The organism is Microvirga splendida (assembly GCF_016427565.1).
GTDB classification, from domain to species: domain Bacteria; phylum Pseudomonadota; class Alphaproteobacteria; order Rhizobiales; family Beijerinckiaceae; genus Microvirga; species Microvirga splendida.
This window is the reverse complement of record NZ_JAELXT010000007.1, coordinates 82,519-105,475: the sequence shown is the minus strand read 5'-3', so window position 1 is coordinate 105,475 and position 22,957 is coordinate 82,519. Positions and strand designations below refer to the sequence as shown.

Below are 22,957 nucleotides of genomic sequence, written 5' to 3'. Positions count from 1 at the left end.
GGCAATTGTGCAATGTTATAAAGGTTTAATACTTCAATGACTAGGCTAGGGGCACCTATGGCTTATATAGAACTTCCAAACACTGATGACATATACACTGTTCGCAACCAGCCCGATCTTCCGGATGACATATTTAACGGAATGGGCGGCAACGACACGTTCATCATCGATCAGTATGTTTATGACATCAGTATCTCAGGCTCCAATGGCGCTGGAGAGAATGAGAATGATTTCATCGACGTCATTCAGCTTTGGACGTCAGCCCAATTTAACTATATCCGCGCCATAGATGCCTTGACGTTTGCATCTCCGAACGCAGCGACGACGCTCACATACAACGCCAACAGCTACTTCGGCGTTTCGCAAGTTGTCGGATCGACTGCCGGCGTCGACACCATTGTGTTCACCAGCGCATCGGAACAGGTTGATCTCGATATTTCTAAAACTGTGTTCTCGAGATGGGACCGGGCGAACCAGACTATCACCGTGAGCCTCAACACCGACGCCACGAAAGTCTTGGACGACCGCTTCGTTGGCAGTGCAGCGGGCGAGCGCGTAACAGCCGGCAACGGCCGCGACCTGCTCTACGGCAATGCCGGCGACGACTACCTCGATGGTGGCGAAGGTATCGACGTGCTCGACGGCGGCGACGGCAACGATACACTCATAGGGGGCGATGACCGTGGCCGTGATGGGCCTAACATCTTGAAGGGTGGCAACGGCAACGACGTCTACAAGTTCAATGAGAAGGTCGATATTGTTATCGATACCGGCGGCCTCGACAGCCGGATGGTCTCGAAGAACTCGACCCTATCCGCAAAAGACAAGTTCGAGGGCTTGGCTGCAGACGATACGCTGACGAAAGCGATCAACCTCACAGGCAATGCGAAGGCCAATCTCCTGCTCGGTCACGGCGGCAAGAATTCCATGAAGGGCATGAACGGCAACGACATCCTGGAAGGCCGCGCAGGGAACGACCAACTGGATGGCGGTGCCGGCAACGACAAGCTCTATGGTGGGCTCGGCAAGGATAAGCTCATCGGTGGTGCAGGTCGGGACACCTTCTACTTCGATACGGATCTTGGGGGATCCAATGTCGACAGGATCACCGGCTTCTCGACCAAGGACGACAGGATCGCGCTGGACACGGAGATTTTCACCGCCCTATCCGGAGGCAAGCTGGCAGCGTCCGCATTCTATATCGGCAGCAAAGCCAAAGATGCCGCCGACCGGATCATCTACAACAAGTCGACCGGCGCCCTCTCCTACGATGCCGACGGTTCCGGCACCGCGTTCGGCGCTATAAAATTCGCCACGCTCGACAAGAACCTGAAAATGGCGGCTTCGGACTTCATTCTGGTCTAAGCAACCAGAGAGGCCTGTTCATCCCGACCCGCCTCGGCCAAGCCGAGGCGGGTTTTTTGTTGCCTGCCAGCCCCCTGAAAGAGAAACCACAGGCGCCCGACACGGTGTGCGCTCATGTGCGATAATACAGGTTTCCCAGTTTCTGACTCCTGCTCCTGAATGAAGAGCCCGGAAATGGCGATGAACTGTATGCCCGTCGCTTCCCTTGCTGCCCGCATCATACCTTAGGACGCACTTCCCTCCTTTTCGACACCGGTCCTGACGCAGTATAGGCCGAACGAAAAAGCCGGCTGCCCTTTCAGGCAGCCGGCTCATATCTTGCCGCTATAACGTGGCAGATATTAGATAAAGAAGAATTCGGAGGCCTTGAGGACTTTCAGGGCCTTGTTCTTCGTGAAGCTCGCGATCTCGATGGCTGCCTTCGAACCAGAACCATCGGCATCATAGTACAGGACGCGCTTCTTGGAGTCATACACGAAGTAATCGTCCGCCTGCTTCGCCTTGTCACCCACGGTGAAGAACTTGCTCGCCATCTTCTTCGGATTGCTCTCCGTGCCCTTCTTGATAGCCTTGAAGAGATTCTTGTTGGACTTGAACAAGGCGTTATCGAGCCAGATGGAGTCGTCCTTGACGCTGTAATCCATGATCTTATCGAAGTTCACCTTGCGATCCGTCTTGGATGTGCCCAGCTTTCCATCGAACACAAAGGCATCCTTGCCGGTACCACCATACAGTATGTCATTGCCATAGCCGCCCCAAAGCTTGTCGTCGCCGGCGCCGCCATAGAACTTGTCTTTATAGTTCTTGGTTTTGCTGCCCTTAATGATGTCGTTGAGCGGACTTGCATTCGCCGATGTCATGACCTCGCGAGTGAGATCATCAACATTAATGATCTTCTCGAAGGCTCTCACACCTCCTCGACCATCTGAGACTTGGATGACAACCTTATGCGTCGCATCCTGCTCGTGGTCCAGCATCACGCCGTTAACAACCTTGAGGCTGTCGCCTTCGATCCTGAAGCGACCACCGGCACTATCAAGGAGGCTGTAGGTGAAGCCGTTAGCTTGGTCAGGATCCACCGCCGCCAGGGTCGCAATCGTGGTGTTGTAACCTGCGCGGAGTTCGATGACTCTGTCGTTCGACAGATTGACGCCTACTGGAAGGGAATTCGGGGACTGCTCGTTGACATCACTGACGTTGATCGTGAACTCCTGATCGAGATAGCCGTCCGGATGACCGTCTGACACCCGCACCGTCACCTTATGAGCATGGCCGGTGCCGGAATTCTCATAATCCAGGCTCTGCCCGTCCTTCAGCTTCAACACGAAGCCGCTGTTCGTGGCAACAACCTCGAATTTACCGGTCGGATCGTTGACGATCGAATAGCTCAGCGTGTCCTGAGGATCCTGATCACGCCCTCTCAGCACTCCAAAGACCTGACCCGCAACGTTCTCAGCAACCGACGCCGTAGTAGCGCCGCTGCCCTCGAAAGCTAGTGCGTAAGGGGCATGGTTCCCAGGATCCTTATCGGTGATCGTGGTGTTGACCTTGATCTGCCGGTTCGTGACAGTATTGGTCCCATCCTGAACTGTCATCACGAATTCGGTGGTCTTGATGCTTGTCGATGTCGCATTAGGCTCGTTCGTCGGATCGAATACGACATTCCTCAATATCAAGGCCAAAGCATCTTTCGATGCTTCTATTCTGTAAGTCCTGTTACCAAGGTCGTCCGTGAAAGTAGCGTTGGAGCCAGCCGGGAAGGAGAGTTCGCCATCAGCCCGAGCATAGGTGATCAGGACAGTCAGCCTATCGGTGTCTGCGTCGGCAAGAGTAACGCCAGCGAATGGCGCTACGGTTGAACCTGTATCGAAGGCGTCGAATTCCGTCGGACCTGAGATCGTAATTACCGGCACAGTATCGACGTTGTTGACACGAATTGAGATGTTACCCGGAGTGGCACCTCCCGAGCCATCCGAAGCCATGATTGTATAGTTAAAGATAGTATCGGCGTTGACCTGTAGGGCCGTGTGATCGCTCACCAGGATCTGGTTCCCGACGATCTTGAAGCGGCCGTCGAAGCTGATCAGGCCACCCGAGCCACTCTGAGCATTCTGGAAGGTGTACGTCACCCCCTGCCCGTCCGGATCGGTCGAGGACAGAGTGGCCACCGGCGCATTGACTGCCTCCGTCTCAGCCACCGAGGTGTTGGCCGGGATCGTCGGCGTCGTCGGCGCCCGGTTCACGTTAGTCACGCTGATGGTGATATTGCCGTTCGTGGTGCCACCGGCTCCGTCGGAGGCCACGATAGTATAGCTGAAGTTTGAGTCTTGCGTAACCTGGAGGGCAACGTTGCTGTTGACCTGGATCTGGTTGCCGACGATCTTGAAGCGGCCGTCGGCGCTGACTAGACCGCCACCCTCGAAGGTGTACGTCACCGTCTGCCCGTCCGGATCGATCGAGGATAGCGTGGCAACCAACCCGTCCGTCGCCGTTGTCTCAGCCACCGAGGTGTTGGCCGGGATCGTCGGCGTTGACGGGAGTTTGTTCACATTGGTGACGCGAATGGTGATGTTGCCGTTCGTGGTGCCGCCGGCCCCGTCGGAGGCCACCACGGTGTAGTTGTAGTCGCTATTGGCTGCAACCTGGATCTCAGCGTTGTTGTTTACCAAGATCTGGTTGTTGACGATCTTGAAGCGGCCGTCGGCGCTGATCAGGCCACTCGAGCCACTCTGAGCATTTTGGAAGGTGTACGTCACCGTCTGCCCGTCCGGATCGGTCGAGGCCAGCGTGGCTACAAGCCCATTCGTGGCCGTTGTCTCAGGAATTGTCGTGTTGGTGGGGATCGTCGGCGCCGAGGGAGCCCGGTTCACGTTGTTGACCGTGATCGTGACATTGCCCGTGGACGTGGCATTGGCGGCGCCGGAGCCGTCATTGGCAACAATGGCATAGCTGACCGTGTCGTTGGACGTCACCTCGGCCGGGTTGTTCACCAGGATCTGGTTGCCCACGATCTTGAAGCGGCCGTCCGCGCTGACCGTGCCGCCGCCTTGGAAGGTGTAGGTGATAAGCTGGTTGTCGCCGTCACGCTCAGCCAGGGTTGCCACAGGTGTATCGGCAGCCGAGCGCTCATCGATTGCGAACGCACCAGACGGCGCCGGCGGGGCCTGATTGGCCGGCGGCGTTACATAAACCTTGATTGTTTGAGTTGATGAAAGTGCAGTTCCCGGAAGCTGCTCGCCCGTTTCCGAATCGTAGCCGCCGCCATCGGTGGCTCTGACGACAACTTCATAGTACCGGCCTCCCGAATCTGACTTCGGCGCATTTGCGTAATTCAAAGATACGCCGTCTCTGAGCCTGAGAATATCTCCCTGAATCGTAAAGAGATCTCCATTCAGGCCCGAGTCGATTGAATAGGTAACCTGGGTCTCACCTGATGCGTGCCAAAAGATATCGTCTTCATCCAAGGCACTCAAGGCACCTACGTTGACGCCAGCTCTGCCGCTTTCAACGCTGCCACCGGCTACATTGATGTTCTTAGGACCCTCATTGATGTCCTTGAGAACGACATCGATAGAGACATGATAGGTGTTTGTACCGACGCTCGTATAACGGAAGAGATTATCAAATCCTCCGTTGTTCTCATAATTGAAATAGTTCTCACCGCCATTTTTGATGCGAACAATCCAGTCCCCGACATTGTAACCAGGGCCAGCACTGGTTGCCTTGACGATTTCGAAGCGCCCGCCGTCATCACCATTGAGCGCTGTAAAATTAGCACTGTCACGATCAGCGGTGTTAGAGAACCCGGTCAGGTAACCGATAATTGTGCCTGCCTCGATGTTCTCATTGAACTCGAGCATGTAATCGTTTTCCGCAACTTGCGTCGAAACCCCGGCAATAGGCTCGATTCTTAGGTTAAAGGTAGCCACGTTACACTCCTAAAGCTCTGCTTTTGATTCCTGCGTTGTCGTCACGCGATGATATCGAAATCTGTCAAACCAAGATCCGGTCTGATGTTTGTGAAGCTTAAGATCTCAACCTTCTGAGAATTGGTTCCTGAACCGTCAGCATCGTAGTAGAGCCTTGCTGACGTTGCTGTCTTTTCTTAGATGAAACGATGTGCCGCAGTGGTCGCTTCTGAGCCTACAACGAAGCGCGTTGCGATCATGTCTCCACGAAGAGCACCCAGGCCAAAGATTGATGCCTTCAGCTGAATCTGGTCATCTCCTTGAATAAAGTCGGTAATGATGTCCCGACTGGCGAAGCTCGGGGCCTTGTCAAAGAGGAAGTAATCCTTACCGCCATCTCCAGTCAGAGTGTCACGTCCGATACCACCACTTAGGGTATCATCTCCCCCTCCACCTTTAAGCGTGTCGTTGCCTGCATTGGCAATGATACGCTCTGCACTATCGGTGCCAGTGACATTCTCGCCAATGACATCACGAATTGTTATGGGGAATTCTCTATCGACTTTCCAATCGTTGGCGCCGGTTTCGCCCTGCTTCATGACACGAACCGTGATGCTGTAATCACGCTTCTGTTCGAAGTCCAAGCCAATACGAGTGTCGCTCAAGATTTGATTTCCAACGATCTTGAAGCGCCCATCTGAGGTTGCCGTGCCGATCTCATTCCCAGAGACATCCTTGAGAACAAACATATAGACGTAATCACCACCTATATCAGTCGACAGCTCACCGATGAACGTGTCTTCAACCGGATATTCCCGGATCGAGTTATCCGAAAGTGAGATGACTACATCTTGTGATACTCCATCATCCACGATCACCGTCTCGATGCCGTTCGCCAGAAGCGCAGCCATGTAAGCGTCGCGCTGCTCCACAGTGTCGAAATCGACCGTGTAGATGTAGGCAGTGTCGTTTCCTCCAGCGATGGAGTCGAGATTCTCGATAACCACATCACCTTTGTTGCGGATGATGTAGACATCGTCGCCTGATCCACCTTCGAGCCGGTTCGGAGCATCCGCTCCGCCAATGAGGGTATCGTTGCCGATACCACCGATGAGGGTGTCTGCACCATCGCCTCCCTCGAGGAGGTCGTTGCCAGCGCCGCTGCCTGCCACTTCGTCATCGGAAATGTAGTCGTTACCGCCACCACCTTTCAGCGTGTCGTCCTTGGCGCCGCCATAGATGGTGTTGGCGGAGCTGTTGCCGATGATCTCGACACCATGATCGACGTTCTCGCCAACAGCGAGGATTTCGACGTAGGTCGTGTCGCTCAACGCATAGCTAGGAACGAAGACATTAGCCCTGTCGAGACCGCCGGTTTCGAGATCAGGATCCGGCTCGTTGATCGGCTCGCTTTCGGGGGTGATGTCGTAGACGTCATCGTTGTCTCCACCGCCGATTCCGCCCCACAGCTCCCCATCGACGTAGACATTCTCAATTCCTGCCCCATAGAGGAAGTTGGCATAGGCATCGATCTTGAAGTCGTCCGCGAAGTCCTTCGATAGAAGGTAGGCGATGTCGGTGTCTTCGCTGCTGCCCGTATCGATGACGCGCAAGGCATCACCGTCCAGGAAGTAGACGTCGCTGCCCTCGCCGCCATCCATGTAGTCGTTGCCGCCGCCGCTCACGAGCGTGTCGTTTCCAGCACCACCCTGGATGATGTCGTCGCCGATACCACCATCGAGATAATCATCGCCGTCGTCGCCGTAGAGATTATCCTCTCCGTCATACCCATAGAGGACGTCGTTGTGCGCGCCGCCATCGAGGGTATCGGTTGCATTGCCGCCGTGGAGCGTATCGTTGCCTTCCGCGCCCTCCAGGGTGTTCGAGAAATCGTTGCCGATGAGCTCGTTATCGAGCTCATTGCCTGTCAAAGAAACAGCCCCGGCATCTATCTCGGCCGCACCATTCTCGATTCCGCCGGCAAGCGTGTAGGCCCCCGAAACCGTAGCGATCACTAGGTCGTTGTTGCCGCCTGAGTCATCCTTAACAGTATCGTCGAGATCTATGACATAGACGTCATCGCCTTCGCCGCCCTCGAGGGTATCTGCGCCTTCGCCGCCCAGCAGCGTGTCGTTGCCGGCACCGCCCGTGACGCTGTCGTTGCCGCCGCCGCCGCTCAGGCTGTCGTTGCCCTGGCCGCCAATGATCGTGTTGGCCAACACGTTGCCGGTAATGGTGACGCCGTAATCGACACCCTCTCCAACCTCGAGCGTCTCGACGCCGACCGTATCCGGCAACGTGTATTCGGGGATCATGTATTCGGGGATGAAGATGTAGGCCTTGTCCTGCCCGCCGGACGGATCTGTGGACTCGACGATCACATCGCCCGGATCGCGGACGTAGTACACGTCGTCGCCCGACCCGCCGATCATCGTGTCGTCGCCTGGGCCGCCATCAAGCGTGTCGTTGCCCTCGCCGCCGGTGAGCGTGTCGTTGCCCTCGCCACCGTCAAGCGTGTCGTTGCCTCCGCCGCCAGTGAGGGTATCGTTGCCCCCGCCGCCGGTCAGGGTGTCATCGCCGCCGCCGCCGGTGAGGGTGTCATCGCCGCCGCCGCCGGGCGTGTCCTGCACATCGCGGATGTCGATGCGGATCAGCTGCGGCTCACTCGTCTCGCCCCGGCCATCCGTCGCCGTGACATGGAACTCGATGAAATCCCCCAGGGCTTCGTAATCGAGTACCCCGTCCCCGGCGACCTGGATCGACCAGGTATCGCCGTCCTTCACCAGCACCAGCAGGCCTTGCAGTTCCACCGGCAGAACCAGCGCGTAGTTGAGGATCGGATCGCCGTCCTGATCCTGGGCGCTCAGCGTGCCGAGCACCCGTACATTCTCGTCGAGCGTTACAGCCGTTTCGCCGTTCAAGCGGATCGTGTCCGGCGCCTCGTTGACGTCGTCGACGTACACGCGGATCGTGGTCGCCTGCGAGGCCTGGCCGTTCTCTCCCGACTCGACCGCCCGGACCGTCACGACAAAGTACTTGCGCTCCTGCGGCGTGCCCGCGTTCTCCACCTGGAGATCGGGGTTGGTCTCGTAGTCGATGGCTCCACCCGTGAAGCTGATCGCCCCCGTTGCCGGGTCGATCGAGAACAGGCCGCCCGGATTGTCGACCAGCGCGTAAGACAGCGTCGTGCCGCCCACTCCGTCGTCCGTCGCCTGGACCGTGGCCACAACCACAGCCGCGTCCTGGTTCTCGGCCAGGGTCGTCACCGTGCCCTGCACCTGGGGCGCCGTCGGAGGCGAGTTGACGTCCGACGGATTGATCCGGACGGTGACCTCCTCGACATGCGAGTAGCCGGCGCCGCCCTGGTCCGTGACGCGCACCCGCACCACCACGTCCGTCGGCGCGCTCACATCCTGGAGGCCCAGCGGACCCACCGTGATCTCGCCGGTCAGCGCATCGATCGCGAAGTGCCAGTCTCCCGTGATCGCCTGGCCGTTCTCGTCCACCAGAACATAGCGGAAGTCCCGGAATGCCTCGCGCTCATCGGGGTCGATCACCGCAGCGACCGTGCCCACGGTCGTGCCGCCGGCGGCCGCCTCGCTCAGGATGTTGACCGAGTAGGTCACATCCGACACCGCCTCGTTCGCGTCTTCCACCGTGATGGTGAGCGCCTGCGTGCTCTCCGCGCCCTGGCTGTCGCGCGCCGTCACCAGGATCTCAAACGACTTGCCCGCCAGCGTCTCGTAGTCCAGCTCACGGCCCGCAGCCACCTGAACCGTCCACACGCCATTCTCGTTCACCAGCGTGAACAGGTCCGCCACTTCCGCAGGCAGCGTCAGCCCGTACGTGACCGCATGCCCCTGGTCGTCGGTCGCGCTCAGCGTACCGAGCACGGACGAGTTCTCGTCCACCGCCACCGCCGTCGACCCGTTCAGCCGGATCGTGTGCGGGGCCGTGTTCGGAACTGTCTCGTCCACGTCGTTCACCGTGATGGTGATGTCCCGCTCGTGGGTCAGGCCGTCGCCGTCGGTCACCACGACGGTGACGGTATGGCTTCCCGCCGCCTCGTGGTCGAGCACGGCTCCTTCATGGACGCGGATCTCCCAGACACCGTTGTTGTTGACGATCACGAACCGCCCGGACGGATCCACCAGGCCGCCGTTCTGGCCGCCGGCGAAGCTGAAGCTGAAGGTCTCGCCTTCAGTGTCGACCGCACCGAGCGTGGCAACCAGCGTTCCGGGAGCGGAATTCTCGTCGATCGACCCGCCCGTGAACGTAATCTCCGTCGGGGCCGCGAACAGCTTGCCGTCGATATAGACGTTCTCGATGCCCAGGAGCTTCAGATCATGGGCGACATTGAGGGCGTCAGTCCGGCTCTCGTAGAAGGAGGCCGACAGATGAGCCGTATCGTTGCCGCCGTCGGCATCCTCCTCCACAATGTCTCCGACATTGCGGATGTAGTACACATCGTCGCCAAGGCCGCCCTTGAGAACGTCAGGACCTGGGCCGGCACCACCGTCGAGGATGTCGTTGCCCTCGCCCCCGTCGAGGGTGTCGTTACCGGCCCCGCCTAGAAGCGTGTCGTGGCCTTCGCCGCCTAGAAGCGTGTCGTCGCCCTCGCCGCCCAGCAGAGTGTCGTTGCCGCCTGCTCCCGTTAGCGAATCGTTGCCATCACCACCATCCAGCGAATTGGCACCTGAATTACCAGTGAGAATGTTGCCGCGCCCATTACCGATCAGGCTGATATCCGCCGTCCCGGTTGCTGTCATGTTCTCGATTCCGTCGCGGCCCTGCAGCGAATAGCTGACGGAGGTTTCGATCAGATCGAGGCCCGTATCGGTGTCGCTTTCTTGGACATCGTCCCCTGCATTGTCGACGACATAGACATCATTGTCGTCACCACCGGCCATCTTGTCGGCACCCGTCCCGCCATTGAGGGTATCGTTGCCGGCGTCACCGACGAGCGTGTCGTCTCCGCCGATGCCGAGCAGGTTGTCATCGCCCACGCCGCCTTCGAGGCTATCGTTATCGAGACCGCCCTGAAGATAGTCATTGCCCACACCGCCCATGAGCGTGTCGCTGCCTGCGCCACCGCTCAGCGAGTCGTCGCCATCTCCACCGACGAGAGAATCGTCATTCTCACCTCCGTTGAGGGAGTCATTCCCGTCTCCTCCATCGAGCGTGTCGTTGCCGATTCCGCCAACAAGAGTGTTGGCCAATTCATTGCCGGTGATCTTGTTCGCTTTGCTGTTGCCGGTGAGGGTCACGCCCCCGAAGCCTGCAGCCACCTCCATGTTCTCGATGAATGCGCGCGTCTGGGTGTCGATGCTGTAGCTGACGCTGGAAATCACGGTATCGGCCGTTCCGCCGCCCAGCGTGGACTCGGCAACGATATCGCCGGCGCTGTCGACGTAGAAAGTGTCGTTGCCGGAGCCTCCGACCATCGAGTCGTTGCCGGTCCCACCGTTGAAGACGTCATTGCCGCCGCCGCCGATCAGCGTGTCGCTGCCATCTCCGCCGACCAGCGAATCGTTGCCGATGCCGCCTTCGAGCGAGTCGTTGCCCAGGCCGCCATCAAGCGTGTCGTCACCCCCCAGGCCTCTTAGAGTATCGTTGCCGGTGCCGCCACTGAGGGAGTTTACGCCGTCATGTCCGGTAAGCACGTTGTTCAATTCGTTGCCGGTCAGATCGATGCGTTGTGTCGCATTGGTCGAGGTCGTCTGGACTGTTCCATGCTCAAGGCCCGTGCTGCCCAATGCATAACTGATCGTGGTGTAGACGATGTCATCGCTGCCGCCGGAATCGGAGATCCGGTCGCCTGCATTGTCGACATAGTAGGTGTCGTTGCCGAGGCCGCCGGCCAGGGAATCGGCACCAACACCACCCTCGAGAGTGTCGTCACTCCGACCGCCGGTGAGGGTATCGTTACCTGAGCCGCCATCAAGACTGCTGGCCCCCATGAGGAAGCCGGAGAGTTGGTCGTCAAACCTTGACCCGATCAGGCCGTCGATGTTGATATAGACATCGCCTTGCGCATCGCCGGTGGCAGACGCCTGCGCGCCCGCCTCCAGGTAGGCTTTTACCGCGGCGTCGGCATCCTCATAGGACGCCATGTCGAACCCGGCGTCACCGAGATGCGTGCCTCCGCGCAGCGTGTCCGCTCCGGCTCCGCCGACAAGCGTATCGTCTCCGACGTCACCACGAAGAAAATCGTCACCGCCGCGGCCCATCAGCAGATCGTTGCCGCCTTCGCCGAGAAACTCGTCATAGTCGTTGCTGCCCCGGAGGGTATCCGACGAAGTCGTCCCTTCATAAGCCGTGATCTGAATGTATTGATCACCGACGGCCTCACCGGTTCTCTCGCCGGTCGTAAAGTCAATCAGGATCCCGGTCCCGGCGGTCGAATACCTGTAGGTCGCCGCGTTCCAACCCGAGCCGCCGATCAGAGTATCGGCACCCTCGCCGCCATAAAGGCGGTCGTCGCCGTCACCTCCGTCGAGGACATTACTCCCGCTGTTGCCGACGAGGATGTCGCGGAACTTCGAGCCGCGCAGATTCTCGATCGACGAATAGGTGTCGCCTGCGGCCTCTCCCGTGTTTGCGACATTCGGCGAAAGGCTTATGGTAAGCCCAAGGCCGGTTCCGGCATCGACCGCCGCAGCATTGCTGTAGTCCGCCCAGTCATTACCGCTGCCGCCGTTCAACTCATCCGCACCGAGGCCGCCCTCGAGAGTATCGTTTCCATCTCCCCCGTTGAGCTGGTTGCTGCCTGCGTTGCCGATGATGACATTGTTGGACGTGTTGCCGGTGAGCTTCAAAGGCGTGGTGGAGTTCGCGCGATCCGCAGCGATGAGTTCCTCCAGATTGCCATTCAGCGTGTAGTCGACAGTCGTATAGACCTTATCGTAGCCCTGATTGGCAGCCTCGACGATGTGGTCAGCGCCACTGTCGACGTAGTAGGTGTCGTCTCCAGAGCCGCCGTTCATGGTGTCATTTCCAAGGCCACCATTCAGGACGTCGTGCCCGTCCCCGCCATTCAGGGTATCGTTACCTCCCTCGCCGTTGAGAGTGTTGTTGCCCCTGTTGCCGATGATGCTGTTGCCGAGTCCGTTGCCGGTCAGGACGAGAGGGGTCGTTCCGCTCTCGTCATAGGCAATGAGATGTTCGACATTGGCTGTAAGCGTGTGGTTGATCTTGGAGCGGACCGTGTCGGTTCCCTCATCGGGGTTCTCCTCAACCCATTGGGCCCCGCCGTCGATGATGTAGGTATCGTTCCCAAGCCCGCCTTGAAGCCGATCTCCGATGCCGCGGGCATCGAGAATGTTTTCGCCGGCGTTCCCGATGAGCGTCATGCTGCTGAAAGCACGGCTCGTGAGATTGATCGGAGCGGTGCCATCAGCCGCTTTCAGGATATTGATCCCGGTACTTGGCGAGGTCACAACATAGCTGACGCTGGTAATGACCGTGTCCGAATCTCCGGAGTCGTCAACAACGATGTCGAAGGGGTTGTCGACATAATAGGTGTCATTGCCGGCTCCGCCCTCCAATCTATCGAATCCGCTCCCGCCATCGAGGGTATCGTCGCCGTCTCCGCCTCTCAGCGTATCGGAGTTACCGCTACCCGTGATCTTGTCGTTATACTTGGAGCCGATGACTCCCTCGATGCTCTCGTAATAATCGCCTGCGGCATCCGCGCCTTGGTTGTCATTGCGATTGGCAAGGGAAACGACCACAGCCGCGGTTGCACTCGCATAGCTGACGAAATCCGTACCGGCACCTCCGTAAAGACGATCTCCGCCGTCACCGCCGTCGAGCACGTCATTGCCTTCACCGCCCCGGAGCGTGTCTGCACCATGTCCTCCGAGAAGGGTGTCATCGCCCTTGTAGCCGGACAGGCGATCCGATTTGCCGCTGCCTCCCAGGCTGTCTCGCCCCGCGGTTCCGACATAACTGACAGGGTCGGGAAAAATATCATTCAACCTCGACCATTCGTAGATGCCATCGAGATTGGACACACGGGTATCGAAGGTTTTTTCGTAGAGGCTCCCCCCCGAGCCCCGCCAGGTGACGGTGAAACGCCCATACTCATCGGAAGCAATCTTCAGCTCATGGAGATCCACGGCTACGGACGCGACAGTGAACTCGGCAACATACTGAGTTCCATCGGGATTGAACAGCTTCGCACGAAGGGCGTTCACTCCGTTTGCGGTCTCTATCCATGCAACGACGAGCTTGCCGTCGCTCATATAGGTTGTGGCCACCTCCTTCTCGGCGCCCGTATTCGCCGGACTGACCTGGAACTCCCTCACGAAGTTGGCGCCGTCATAGATTCGCGTGTACAGGACGTCGTTTACGGACCGCGTGATCGCGAATAGGCCGCCATATGTCTTAGCTGCGGCGACGCTGACATCGGAGATGACCGAACCGATGGGCGCCTGCCAGGTGATTTCGGCGCCGGTGGAACCGATCCTATGCCTTGTACCTTGGGAGAGAATGAATTCTACACCTGTCTCGGGGTCGAGGCGTGTTTCCGTGTAGCTGTACGCCATCACGCTCAGGCCATCGCCGAGCTCCGTGACTACGAGGCCGCTTTCTACCGTCTTGGATTGCGAGGTGTTGATGGGGGTGGCGACCCGGAACTCAGCTCCACTTTTGCTTCCGTCGGCACTGTAACGCTGCCCATAGATATCGCCGCCCGCTTCCCAGTAGACAGTATATTCGCCATTGGTGTGAACAGCGATTTCCGGGTTTGCCGTTGAACTTCTGGCGGTCGTGTCAACCCGCTGCTCGGCAAAGACCGTATCGCCCGAGCCATCAAGCACAGTTCTGTAGATCGGGCCACTGGATCCGGCCCCGCTATACGTGATGACGAACTGTCCGTTCGGCAGCACAGAAACCGAGGGATTGATGAGCCCCCCATTTGGGACCTGCGTGCTGCTGATGATGTAAGGCTCACGCAAGACCTGACCATCGAAATCAACGATCTTAGCCTTAATGACCGTTCGGCCAAGCGTGGGGTCGAATTCGGACCAGACGGTAATGAACGTCCCGTTCGCCTCCGAAAACGCGGTGTCCGGTCCCGTCTGCTGGAGCGAGCCTGCAACGAGGGTCGTATCGCTCCAAGTGGTGATTCCGCCAGACATATTCAGCTCCGATAACGCAGACGTTAATGTTATATTGCATCAGTTATAACGTAACCGGAACGGAAAGCAACTTCTTGTTCACTCTGATCATCAGGCATGGTTTACGGCGGCGCCTGGGAAACTTCCGCGCCCTTAATTAGGCGTTCCGGCGTTTCAAGAATGTCCTGCGAGCCTAAACCCCGATGCATAAGCCGTATAGTTTCAATTGCATCCCGCTCGCTTCAAGTCTATAGATAAGAATATTTTGTTTACGCTAGGATATTAATCGAAAAATCACCCCGATAATCCTTATCTTACTCTAAGGTCACTGTCGAAAACGCAATCTGAGAGATCCTTCTTGTTTAAACCTGCAGAAGATAGCTGCCCCACGTATCTTTTACATGGGTCAGCGACGATCTGTTTGTTGACCGTTGTTCAGCTGAGCAGCGGACTTGCGGAACACAGCGAGAACGGCTACCTTGTTCTTGATTTGTTTCAGAATCGCCTTTTTCAAGGCAGTAAGGGCCAGCCATGCTGACGCGCAAACAGCACGAATTGCTCCGCTTCATTCATGAGCGGCTGCGTGAAACCGGAGTTCCGCCGTCCTTCGACGAGATGAAGGACGCGCTCGATCTCAAGTCCAAGTCCGGCATCCATCGCCTGATCACGGCGCTGGAGGAGCGCGGCTTCATCCGCCGCCTGCCCAACCGGGCCCGGGCGCTGGAGGTGATCCGCCTGCCCGAGAGCACCAGCGGTGCGGGCAGCCAGCGGCGCTTCACCCCGAGCGTGGTCGAGGGCGGCCTCGCCGGCAAGGCGAAGGCCGCGCCGCCGCCTGCCTCCGATTCGCGGGATCGCGAGATGTCGATCCCGGTCATGGGGCGGATTGCCGCCGGTGTGCCGATCTCGGCCATCCAGACCCGCAGCCACTCCATCACCCTGTCGGGCGACTTCCTGGCCCAGGGCGATCACTTCGCCCTTGAGGTCCGTGGGGACTCGATGGTGGAGGCCGGCATTCTCGACGGCGACCTCGTGGTCATCCGCCGGCAGGATACGGCCAATACGGGCGACATCATCGTGGCCCTGATCGACGAGGAGGAGGCGACCCTCAAGCGCTTCCGCCGCCGTGGCTCGTCCATCGCGCTGGAGGCCGCCAACCAGGCCTACGAGACCCGCGTGCTTGGCCCCGACCGGGTCAAGATCCAGGGCAAGCTCGTCAGTCTCGTTCGTCGGTACTGACTTCCTCTTCAGGAAAATCCTGTTCAGGGACAGGCCTTGCCGGTCCTGGCCTCCCCTGAACAGGCGATCCCTGGGACTGCCCGACCCGTATTGATTGGGCGCCAGGCCAAGCCATCATCTCACGTCCCCTCCTCACGGATGCGACCTCGACCGCGTCGGGGCCGAGGCGAAGCGTTGTCGCCCCGCGTTCCTTCAGCGCCTCACTGTCGACGATAATCGGCTGCCGACATGCCGGCGGGGCCTGCAGCTGCGTGATGATCACCGCAGCCCGGCGGCAATCCTCGTCGAAGGCCGCATAATCCCGGATGAACGCAATCCGCCGTCCATCCGCTGCGATCACGACGCAGCCTGACCTGTCGCAGCGAGCATCACGCCTGAGGCTGACATCATCGACATTCCTCGCATCGCCGTCGGCGCGCAGCCATTGCTCGACAACGAAATCCGACGGCCGCCCCACGAGCGCCAGCTCCCCGCTGTCGGTGCGAATGGCAGCCCCTGCCCCTGTCCGATCGATGAAGACGTCGTACCGCTCCGGGACGGCGGCGAAACCCAACCCTGCTCCTGCGGGCACAAGGGCGAGCCACCGGAGGGACGAGGCCGGAATGGCAATCGCGAGCAGACCCAGGCTCAGAAGCAACAGGGCTCCAACGCTCAGCGCCGGCACCACGATGGTCGATCCGCTGAAGCCTTCGACCCAGGCCGATACCTCGAGCACCTGCTCGACCGCTGCGCCCATCACCTGCCAGACAGGGCGGTCGAGAGCAAAGGGATAGGCGAGCACGCCCAGCACGGCGGCAGGCATGACCACTAGGGAGACGAGCGGCAGAGCGAGCGCATTACCGATCAGGCCGTAAGGGTTCAGGGACTGGAAATGATACGCGGCGAAAGGCGCCGTGGCGATGCTCGCCACAAGTGTCGTCGTCACGAGCCCGAGCATCGCCCGACCGCTCCAGCGCAGGCCCCGTTCCACGAGACTGGCGGGCGAGGCTTCGGTTGGCTTCCGCTGCATCAGGGGCACGAGGGCCATCATGGCGGCAACCGCGCCGAAGGACATCTGGAAGCTTGGGCCGAGCAGCGCCTCGGGCTCGCGGGCAAGAACGATGAGAGCCGCGATCGACAGGTTGCGGATGCTGAGCGCAGGACGGTCGGCAAGCACCGCGCCGAACATCACGAGGGTCATGATCAGCGAGCGCTCGGTGGCGACATCGGAGCCTGAAAAGACGCAGTAGATCGTGGCTCCGATCATCGCCGCGACGGCGGCGATCTTCTTCACGGGCCAGAGCAAAGCGAGACCCGGCGTCAGGGCCAGAAGCGCGCGGACCAGCCAGAAAAAGGTGCCGGCCGCCAGCACCATGTGCAGGCCCGAGATCGACACGTCATGTGGATCGGTTAATCCAACCCACAGGCCAGAGGGCTTACCCCGGGCGGCGTACGCCTCCCGTTGAGATTGCCGGAGGCCGATGAGGCCTTTCTCCGGACCAGCCAGCCGCCCGCCCATCCCTATAATCAGGTCACCCGATCAACGAGGCGCGTGCGGGACCGGATCCGCCGCGCACCCCGGCGGCGGGGGTTGCAGGATTGGCGTCTGGATCCTTCAAACGCGGCGCCCCATTCGGCCGTTGAAGCCGAACAGCGCGCCGCCCCTGACCACCGCCCAGGCTCTGGGGCGAACGGGGGCGAAGCTTCCGCTGCGCCGGCCAACCGCCCATGGCGGGTCCGGCAGGCCGGTGCGGGACCCGCCGCCGGGCGGGCAACCGATGTGTTGTCCAGGGCTCGCCATGGGACACCCCCGCAGCCGTTCGCGCAAGGCCGGCGTCACCCTTCCTCCAGAGGCGTCAGCTACGTCGTTCTCCCATACCGAGTCCGCATCGGGGCCCCAGCCGCGGGAGGCGCGGCGTTAACCAAGGGCGTGGAGATCCCTTGATCCCCGCCCCGGCCATGCCGTAGGATGGCTCTGCTCTTGTCCATCGTGGGCTCCTCGGCGCCCTGGCGGCATGCCCCCAGGAGACCGGCATTCATTCCGCTCCAAGCGAGCGGGCAACCCCTCGCCGGCGTCCATCGCGATCTTGATCGCCTTGTCCGCTCCACGCGCGAGCGGGCAACCCTGCGTGTGAAAGAACCATACTTGCGAGACACTCGTCCGCTCCACGCGCGAGCGGGCAACTCCGTACGCGCTGCAGGCCGCCCTGCACGCCCAACATCCGCTCCAGATGCGAGCGGGCAGACCCTTGACCATCCGCCGGGCGGCCGGTGCATCCGCGGGCAAGGCGCCTAGCCGGCTTGGATCACCTTCAAGGTCACGGGCGCACCCCGAACAAACCAGGAGCCCGGAAGCAGAAGCGCGACCCGCTCGTCGCTGTCGACCATGCACCGGAACGCGTCCGAACCCGTGTAGTCGACGATGGCCACCGCAACCTTCTCGGGCCTGGCTGCTCCCCGGGTAACCATGTCCTGCCAGACGTCCGTACGGGCGATCTCGAATTCCAGGCCAGCCAAGTGCCGTCGCAGTTCGGCGGACGTGTCATAGGCGGCATCAAGAACGATCACTCGCGTTGCCGCGCCGAGAGCCTTGTCGAGGGCGGCTGAATTCCTGCCGAGCCCGCAGATCACCAGGATGTGCCCGGATGCTGGAGGTCTCGCAGCCTGATCGTCGGGTTCCTTCCTCATCGCATCTCCGATCCAGTCACAGGAAATCGGCGATGACCCGGCACCCGTCCGCCGGACGATCAGGCGGCCATCTTCGGAGAGGTCATCGAGCTTGCAGGGCTCATCGGTCCCCACCCGGGCCTCCCAAATTGCCGAAATTTCGTCTGGCGAGAGATCCTCAACCTGGACGGCCCGGCGCGGGAACCGCTCCTCCTCCGGGATTGGGTCGTCGAAATCCATGAGATCGTCGTGGAACCCAGCGAGGAGAGGGCCCGCCTGATTGTCGGTGTCCTTGGCCAATGCGCGCGAGAACGGCCTCCGTTCCTCCTCAAAGCTCTTTAACGCGAGCACGTCCCGCATCAGGACACGCCGGACGGTGCCGTCCTCCCGGAATGGAAGCCGGCCCGTATCCATGCGGTGGCGGACGAGCGCGCGTGAGACCCCGAGGATCTTGGCAGCTTCCTCCAATGATATCTCGACCCTGTCAGGCTCACTCATGGCCCCAGACTCGCAGCTGTTTGAGCCGGTGGTCAAGCAGGTGCCAGGCCGGGAATCGACCGTGATCCAGGATTGCAAGCAGCGGGGCTGACATTGTTTGATGATGTTGACGCAGCACGATCCAATAAGATCCGTGCAACGTCATCCAATAAGAATGATGGAGCGCGGGCGAAATCCGCCTTAGGATAACGCACCATGCCGACCAACCCACGCCGCGATGAGAACCCTCAGGGGCTTGCGACCTTCGATCCGATGACGCATCCGGGGTATCGGGCTGTGGCCCGCAGGATCACGGACAAGTACCTGCGAGAGAACGGGATGGAGCCGTGGACATGGCCGGAGGACGTGAAAGCCCCGGGAACGCGCAATCCTCCGGGTCCCGGCGGCGTTCCACAGCCGCCGGAAGCCCGCGAAGGCTAGCTCAATTGGGCGATTGCGGCTTGCCTCCGCCCTCCCCGTCAACCTACATCCGCATCGAATGACCTTCCTCCGGCTCGCCGCGGGCACCTGCCAGTGCCGTTCCATGCTCGTGCGCGGAGTCGACTCGGCCAACCTTCGCCTGGCTCAACCCCCTGCCTCGACGATGAGCGCAATCTCATTCGCCATGAGGAATTTCAGCTTCGTCTCCTCCGGATCGGCGCAGCCATGGTCGGCAAGACCGTTGCCGCTCCCCCGGGCGGGCCCGAGTTTTCGTCCTCATGCATGCTGCCCATGTCAGCGTCTCCCTGGTCCCGCCGGGGCGGGAGCCCCTTGTCTTGTGATCTCGGTGAACCGGTGATGCACGGGGCCGCACCGCTCATCCGCCCAGCGGTCCGATCTCGTCCGGCCGCCTTACCGTCGTGCCGAGATCCTTGATCAAGCCGACCGCCAGGGAATAGAGCCAGCCATGGATGGACAGGTCCTGCCGGCGCGCCCACGCGGCCCGCGCGATGATGTCCGATGCGACGTTCCTGACCTGCCGGATGACGTTCATCTCGCACAGCCGGTTAAGGCGGGCGCGCTCGTCCGGCATCGCTTCGAGCTCATGCCGATGGTAGACCTCGCGGATGGGATGCAGCCAGTGATTCACGAGACCACGGCGTGATCCGTGACGAATTCGCTGACCAAGGGGGCGACCTGCTCCATGTCCGGCCACCGGCGCCAAGTCATGGACCGAATCGCGTCCAACCGGCAGCTCTGTCCGTGCCAAGATGCCGCTCCAGCACATCGTTGGCACCTGCTTGGAACTCTCCGGCTTCTCAGGCCTCCGGGAGCAGGGCGACAAGGTCGCGCCCGATCTCATGCAGCCGGTCGGGCGTTAGGTCGCAGGCGAAGATCAGATCATAGGGAATCCCGGCCCCTCGCATGGCTGCGGCGACCTTCTGCTCCACCCGGACCCGGGTCTTGGTGTCCATCTCCCCGCGAATCAGGAAATCAACGCCCGAGTGGAGGGCGAAGCGGCCGGTCGCGAGTGAGCCGACGACGGCGACTTCGAACGGCTCATCCCTCGTGGCCTCGACAAGGCGCCGCACACGGGCGCGGGCCGTGCGGGCCCGGGGTTGCACCAGGCCCGGCCCAATTCCGCCCTGACGGATGAGCTCACTCCCGCGCGAGGGACTCCAGGATCAGCCGCCGGTGGATGTGCCATTGCTCAAGGGTCTGCTCCAGGGACTGGAGGAATTCCTCGGCGAGCGCCGTGTCACGGCCTTCCTCAGTCAGGCGCGCAATGAGGGTCTTCTGGGCGGCCACACGCCTCTCGCCCTCGACAATGTGCCGTTCCGCCTTGTCAAGGTGCTCGCTTTCCATGGATGGGTCGGACATCGCTTTGGTGTCTCCCTCAAGAGCGGTGGATGAGAGCCAGAAGGGCCTGCACCAAGGCCTCCAGCAGATAGAGCTTCTCCCAGGGCGCGAAACCTTGGCCGCCCTCAGGCATTAACATGGGTTAACAACAACAGCGGGCAGCCTCATGGCAGTGCATCAGTTTCGTCTCGGTGATCGCGTCAAGCTTTCCACCTTCTCCAGCGCGAACACCGCCGAAGCCTTTCTCGACCTCGTGGTTCCGGTCGGCGTGCGGAGGTTCGCCTCCGACATGTGGGAGGTGACGCGCCTGCTGCCGCCCGACGGCACCGGGGCGCAATACCACGTGCGGTCGGAGCGCGATGGGATGCAAAGGCGCGTGCACGAGGAGCAGTTGGCTCCCGCCCACTGACGGCCCCCCAGCCTTGGCCTCGTACATGTCACCTAAGGAATTTCCCTGAGTTGGGACAATGTCGGTGTCAGTCCATGCTCCCCGCTGAGACGAACATTTCGGCACGTGAAGGTCTGACATGGTCACCCGCAACGCATTGATTCTGCCCCATGGCGAGCCAACGGTCTGGTGGCATCGGTCTCTGCATTAATGTTGCAAGGCAGACCATTGACAGCGAGCCGGTCGCTGCCAGTTTATCAAGCTTAAGCGTTCGGCTCCGGCACCGTGGCTTGAAACCGTACGCAAACACCGAGACAAGGCCCCGAATGCCTCAAGCCCGCATAGAGAGATCGGCATGGTTCAGCAGCTGACCACCGGCGAACGCCAGAACGCCCTGGTTATCCTTCTCGCAGTCTTCGTCGTCGGCGTGGCCATGGCGGCAGCCGGGGGCTCCGACCCGCTCGGCGTGCACGGCGTGATCGTCCTGCTCTTCGGTGGTGGCCTCGGCGCCCTGGTCATGCGGTCGTACTACGAGCCCGAGCCGACCCTGGATCGCCCCTCGCACTACTACGACGACCCGATCAAGGCCGGCATCGCCCTGACGCTGGCCTGGGCCATCTTCGGCATGTTCATGGGCGTGTGGACCGCCGCGCAGCTCGCGTGGCCCGACCTCGCCTTCGACGCCGGCTGGTCGACCTTCGGGCGCCTGCGGCCGACCCATACGACAGGCGTGATCTTCGGCTTCGGCGGCAATGCCCTGATCGCCACCTCCTTCCACGTCGTGCAGCGCACCTCCCGCGCCCGCCTGGCGGGCCAGGTCAGCCCGTGGTTCGTGCTGCTCGGCTTCAACCTGTTCTGCATCCTCGCCGTCACCGGCTACTTCATGGGCGTGACCCAGTCGAAGGAGTACGCGGAAGCGGAATGGTATGCCGACCTGTGGCTGGTGGTCGTCTGGGTCACCTACTTCGTGCTCTTCCTGCGCACCATCGCCCGGCGCAAGGAGCCGCACATCTACGTCGCCAACTGGTACTACATGGCGTTCATCGTCGTGGTGGCGATCCTCCACATCGTCAACAACCTGGCCCTGCCGGTCTCGCTCGGCCAGGCGAAGAGCTACACCATCTGGGCCGGGGTGCAGGATTCGATGGTCCAGTGGTGGTACGGCCACAACGCCGTGGCCTTCTTCCTCACCGCCGGCTTCCTGGCGATGCTGTACTACTACCTGCCGGTGCGGGCACAGCGCCCGATCTTCTCCTACCGGCTGTCGATCCTCAGCTTCTGGGGCATCACCTTCTTCTACATGTGGGCCGGCTCCCACCACCTCCACTACACCGCCCTGCCCCACTGGGTGCAGAACCTCGGCATGACGTTCTCGGTGATGCTGCTGGTGCCCTCCTGGGCTTCCGCCGGCAACGCCCTGCTCACGCTCAACGGCGCCTGGCAGAAGGTCCGGGACGACGCGACCCTGCGCTTCATCTTCGTGGCGGTGGTCTTCTACGGGCTGTCGACCTTCGAGGGCTCGTTCCTGGCGATCCGTCCGGTCAACGCGCTCTCCCATTACACCGACTGGACCGTTGGTCACGTCCACGCAGGGGCGCTGGGCTGGGTCGCGTTCATCACCTTCGGGTCGATCTACACCCTGGTGCCCTCGCTGTGGAAGCGCGAGCGCATGTTCTCGCCGGTGCTGGTGGAGGTCCACTTCTGGCTCGCCGTCGCGGGCACCCTCATCTACGTCTTCGCCATGTGGAACTCCGGCATCCTCCAGGGTCTGATGTGGCGCACCTACACGCAGGAGGGCACGCTCGCCTACTCGTTCCTCGACTCGCTCGTCGCCATGTACCCGTACTACATCGCGCGCGCCTTCGGCGGCCTGCTGTTCCTGCTCGGCGCCATCGTCGCCGCCTACAACATCTGGATGACCGTGCGCGCCGTGCCCGCCTCCATCGACAGGCGGACGGACGTGCCGGACACCGGGCTTGCCCCCGGCGCCGCGGCGACCCCGGCGGAGTGACATC

The 22,957-nt window shown here is 60.9% G+C and carries 12 protein-coding genes; 5 read left to right on the top strand and 7 right to left on the bottom strand.

What is annotated here, in order from left to right; all coding sequences use genetic code 11:
• The first annotated feature begins 141 nt into the window (after positions 1–141).
• Complete coding sequence (locus JAO75_RS09550; RefSeq protein WP_199048629.1) at positions 142–1,365, top strand: calcium-binding protein; 1,224 nt, start codon at positions 142–144, stop codon at positions 1,363–1,365.
• 341 nt (positions 1,366–1,706) lie between these two features.
• Here JAO75_RS09550 and JAO75_RS25360 read toward each other — a convergent pair whose 3' ends face one another.
• Together JAO75_RS25360 and JAO75_RS25175 are read right to left on the bottom strand one after the other, a co-directional pair.
• Positions 1,707–5,294 (bottom strand): hypothetical protein, encoded by a 3,588-nt coding sequence (locus JAO75_RS25360; RefSeq protein WP_343234582.1) that lies wholly within the window; start codon positions 5,292–5,294, stop codon positions 1,707–1,709.
• Positions 5,295–5,470: 176 nt separating this feature from the next.
• Positions 5,471–14,416 (bottom strand): cadherin domain-containing protein, encoded by an 8,946-nt coding sequence (locus JAO75_RS25175; protein ID WP_281433500.1) that lies wholly within the window; start codon positions 14,414–14,416, stop codon positions 5,471–5,473.
• Between the two features lie 510 nt (positions 14,417–14,926).
• On the opposite strand from JAO75_RS25175, the gene lexA reads away from it, so the two are divergent.
• Positions 14,927–15,631 carry a transcriptional repressor LexA gene (gene lexA, locus JAO75_RS09485; protein WP_199048627.1) on the top strand — a complete coding sequence of 235 codons (705 nt, stop codon included), beginning with the start codon at positions 14,927–14,929 and terminating at the stop codon, positions 15,629–15,631.
• Here the strand turns inward: lexA and JAO75_RS09480 are convergent.
• Both JAO75_RS09480 and JAO75_RS09475 read right to left on the bottom strand, forming a co-directional pair.
• Entirely contained in the window at positions 15,609–17,006 is a 1,398-nt protein-coding gene (locus JAO75_RS09480) for a ComEC/Rec2 family competence protein (RefSeq protein WP_343234581.1), read from the bottom strand. The genes lexA and JAO75_RS09480 overlap by 23 nt on opposite strands.
• Positions 17,007–17,902: 896 nt before the next feature.
• The gene (locus JAO75_RS09475) at positions 17,903–18,775 is read right to left on the bottom strand and encodes a MerR family transcriptional regulator (RefSeq protein WP_199048623.1); all 873 of its coding nucleotides are present in this window, start codon (positions 18,773–18,775) and stop codon (positions 17,903–17,905) included.
• Positions 18,776–18,970: 195 nt separating this feature from the next.
• On the opposite strand from JAO75_RS09475, the gene JAO75_RS09470 reads away from it, so the two are divergent.
• Complete coding sequence (locus JAO75_RS09470) at positions 18,971–19,195, top strand: hypothetical protein (protein WP_199048621.1); 225 nt, start codon at positions 18,971–18,973, stop codon at positions 19,193–19,195.
• A 376-nt stretch (positions 19,196–19,571) separates the two neighbouring features.
• On the opposite strand, the gene JAO75_RS09465 is transcribed toward JAO75_RS09470, so the two are convergent.
• Genes JAO75_RS09465 through JAO75_RS09455 form a run of 3 tightly spaced genes read right to left on the bottom strand, consistent with a single transcriptional unit; the run spans position 19,572 to position 20,575 of the window.
• Entirely contained in the window at positions 19,572–19,982 is a 411-nt protein-coding gene (locus tag JAO75_RS09465; RefSeq protein ID WP_246742435.1) for a carbonic anhydrase, read from the bottom strand.
• A 31-nt stretch (positions 19,983–20,013) separates the two neighbouring features.
• Complete coding sequence (locus JAO75_RS09460; protein ID WP_199048617.1) at positions 20,014–20,319, bottom strand: nucleotidyltransferase domain-containing protein; 306 nt, start codon at positions 20,317–20,319, stop codon at positions 20,014–20,016.
• Between the two features lie 34 nt (positions 20,320–20,353).
• Positions 20,354–20,575, bottom strand: a complete 222-nt coding sequence (locus tag JAO75_RS09455) for a hypothetical protein (RefSeq protein WP_199048615.1) — start codon at positions 20,573–20,575, stop codon at positions 20,354–20,356.
• 145 nt (positions 20,576–20,720) lie between these two features.
• Here JAO75_RS09455 and JAO75_RS09450 point away from each other — a divergent pair, with 145 nt between their 5' ends.
• Both JAO75_RS09450 and ccoN read left to right on the top strand, forming a co-directional pair.
• The gene (locus JAO75_RS09450; RefSeq protein WP_199048612.1) at positions 20,721–20,963 is read left to right on the top strand and encodes a hypothetical protein; all 243 of its coding nucleotides are present in this window, start codon (positions 20,721–20,723) and stop codon (positions 20,961–20,963) included.
• A 334-nt stretch (positions 20,964–21,297) separates the two neighbouring features.
• The gene (ccoN, locus tag JAO75_RS09445) at positions 21,298–22,953 is read left to right on the top strand and encodes a cytochrome-c oxidase, cbb3-type subunit I (protein ID WP_199048610.1); all 1,656 of its coding nucleotides are present in this window, start codon (positions 21,298–21,300) and stop codon (positions 22,951–22,953) included.
• The last annotated feature ends 4 nt before the right edge of the window (positions 22,954–22,957 follow it).

What these genes read in the sequence shown, in the direction of transcription:
- JAO75_RS25175 (WP_281433500.1), bottom strand. Translation starts at nt 14,416, where the DNA reads ATGTCTGGCGGAATCACCACTTGGAGCGATACGACCCTCGTTGCAGGC.
- JAO75_RS09475 (WP_199048623.1), bottom strand. Translation starts at nt 18,775, where the DNA reads ATGAGTGAGCCTGACAGGGTCGAGATATCATTGGAGGAAGCTGCCAAG.
- JAO75_RS09470 (WP_199048621.1), top strand. Translation starts at nt 18,971, where the DNA reads ATGCCGACCAACCCACGCCGCGATGAGAACCCTCAGGGGCTTGCGACC.
- ccoN (WP_199048610.1), top strand. Translation starts at nt 21,298, where the DNA reads ATGGTTCAGCAGCTGACCACCGGCGAACGCCAGAACGCCCTGGTTATC.
- JAO75_RS09450 (WP_199048612.1), top strand. Translation starts at nt 20,721, where the DNA reads ATGGCAGTGCATCAGTTTCGTCTCGGTGATCGCGTCAAGCTTTCCACC.
- JAO75_RS09455 (WP_199048615.1), bottom strand. Translation starts at nt 20,575, where the DNA reads ATGTCCGACCCATCCATGGAAAGCGAGCACCTTGACAAGGCGGAACGG.
- JAO75_RS09550 (WP_199048629.1), top strand. Translation starts at nt 142, where the DNA reads ATGGGCGGCAACGACACGTTCATCATCGATCAGTATGTTTATGACATC.
- JAO75_RS09465 (WP_246742435.1), bottom strand. Translation starts at nt 19,982, where the DNA reads ATGTGCTGGAGCGGCATCTTGGCACGGACAGAGCTGCCGGTTGGACGC.
- lexA (WP_199048627.1), top strand. Translation starts at nt 14,927, where the DNA reads ATGCTGACGCGCAAACAGCACGAATTGCTCCGCTTCATTCATGAGCGG.